This window comes from Pseudomonas brassicae, assembly GCF_010671725.1.
GTDB lineage: Bacteria > Pseudomonadota > Gammaproteobacteria > Pseudomonadales > Pseudomonadaceae > Aquipseudomonas > Aquipseudomonas brassicae.
In genome coordinates this window covers 1-1,801 of record NZ_JAAHBU010000383.1, presented here as the reverse complement: position 1 = coordinate 1,801, position 1,801 = coordinate 1, and the positions used below count along the sequence as shown (strand labels likewise).

Here is a 1,801-nt window from a genome sequence, read left to right as displayed (position 1 = left end):
CAAGTTATGAGACACGACTGACGTTAAGACTCATCATAAATAGCCGTGTATTCAGTACCCTTCGGCTTATCCACAACTTGTTATTTGTCCGCCCCCGGTTCAACCGTCCAAAAACCAAGAAATGCATGCCCTCAAGCTCCGTCCACTTGGCACGGTGATAGTCTAGAAAAGCCTTGCAGACCTCCTTGCCGACGATCACGCTGACGTTTTCTTTATCTCCGGTATTGATCCATCGAGATCCGTCCTTGGACTCGCGGGTATCCTGAATATCACCCCAAAAACCTCTGAGCTGACCCACGTGCTCTTCCGTGATGTCAGAAAAATTCACGAACAAATCACGCACTCGAAACTCACCTACTTCGGGCAACTCAATGGTTTGATCTGAATGTCTGAACGCTTCGGAATATATTAAATTCTTCAAAATTGGTCGGAGTCGGCGCTTAGATATTGCTCGCTTGCTCCCCCCAAAGCCAACGTACCTGCCACCAGAGGCACCGCCTGTCCCACCCAACAATGGGTCACCGTTCACGTTCTCCGCCGCACCGTAACGGAGGTCTAGAACGATGCGATCACCAGGGTTACGTAACATGTCCTGATCATCGCCGCCGCCCTCACCGCGTTCAGACTCAGGTGCAGCGAATGTGCAATTCAGATGAGGACGAGCCCGGAAATGCGGTCCTTGTCCGCTTCGCGCCTCTTTGACAAAAATTGCTCGGGTACCACACTTGATACAAACGAGGTGTCGCCGTTTATTCGCTAGTTCAGAAGGGGGAAGTTTGGCGAACTTTACTGCGGGATATTCAGCGCCGTCCACGGTACATCTTGCTATGTCCATAACAATGCCTTCAGCTAGAGCCCTATATGCAGACGCATCAGGACAATAATGTGTCCTCAGATTTGCTCGTCTGAATCAGCCACACTAAAAAAGCCCCTAAATACAGGGGCCCTAATGAGAACCCAGCTGGTTCAGGTCAAATCCACTACCGGTGCCGTTGGCGCATATGCCTTCACCGCAGCAATGCCGCCGTCACGCGATTGGGTTGTGGTGTAGGTTTCACTCGTTCCAATCACCTGGGCATTGCTCGCATTCAAGGTGAAGTAGTACTGGTGTTGGTGGATGTCAGCTTTTTATAGTTACTGTCATAAGGTGAGTGCGTTTTTACCGACTGAATGCCGTTCTGGCAATTGGCCTTAGTTGTGTATCCCTCACTGGCGAGAATTTTTTCGCCATTAGATGCCTTGAGGCGGAAGTAATACTGCCGATTGGTGCCTAAGAAAATCTCAAATTTTGCGCTCATTTTCGTACTCCTTATTTCTCTTTGCGGACGCCCTTGAACGGCGTTTTATCCGAGGTTTTTACGTCCATAAACTGGCCGGTTTCCGAATCTCGTTTCACCCAATGCCCTGAAGGCGTCTGAGTTTGAGAGCGATCCCGGACAGCGCCTTTACGGTGCCCATCACCTGCTGGAGGGTTTGTAGCCATGCCGATCACCATTCTGATTAATTGATCCAGTTTAACCAGGTATTAAACGAACAACCCCCTGGCTTATGGGAAAGACTACTCGCTGATTCTGATTATGTAAAGCTGTTTAAGCAGATTCGCCTATCGCGTGGTACGCGTACTCGATACCGCCTGACTCAGCGGTTTTCTTCTGCTCTGAGAATGTAGCCCTGATCCAGCAATCATTTTTAACTTGGTACTGGCGTTAAGGCACTGAAATTTCGAGGGTTTCAGCCAACCTTAGCCGCAGTGACGGAGCGTTTGGAAAGCACGTAATGTAAAAGCTCTTTCGCGGAGGAA

Annotated in this window: 3 protein-coding genes; all 3 read right to left on the bottom strand. The window is 49.7% G+C overall.

What is annotated here, in order from left to right; all coding sequences use genetic code 11:
• Positions 1 to 4 precede the first annotated feature (4 nt).
• Positions 5 to 814, bottom strand: coding sequence for a hypothetical protein (locus tag G3436_RS22255; protein ID WP_178116566.1), 810 nt, complete (start codon positions 812 to 814; stop codon positions 5 to 7).
• A 152-nt stretch (positions 815 to 966) separates the two neighbouring features.
• Positions 967 to 1,071 carry a YegP family protein gene (locus G3436_RS27925; protein ID WP_338001304.1) on the bottom strand — a complete coding sequence of 35 codons (105 nt, stop codon included), beginning with the start codon at positions 1,069 to 1,071 and terminating at the stop codon, positions 967 to 969.
• Positions 1,072 to 1,088: 17 nt separating this feature from the next.
• Complete coding sequence (locus tag G3436_RS27920; RefSeq protein WP_243667259.1) at positions 1,089 to 1,298, bottom strand: YegP family protein; 210 nt, start codon at positions 1,296 to 1,298, stop codon at positions 1,089 to 1,091.
• Positions 1,299 to 1,801 lie beyond the last annotated feature (503 nt).

Coding starts and splice junctions, on each gene's coding strand:
- G3436_RS27920 (WP_243667259.1), bottom strand. CDS start 1,298: ATGAGCGCAAAATTTGAGATTTTCTTAGGCACCAATCGGCAGTATTAC.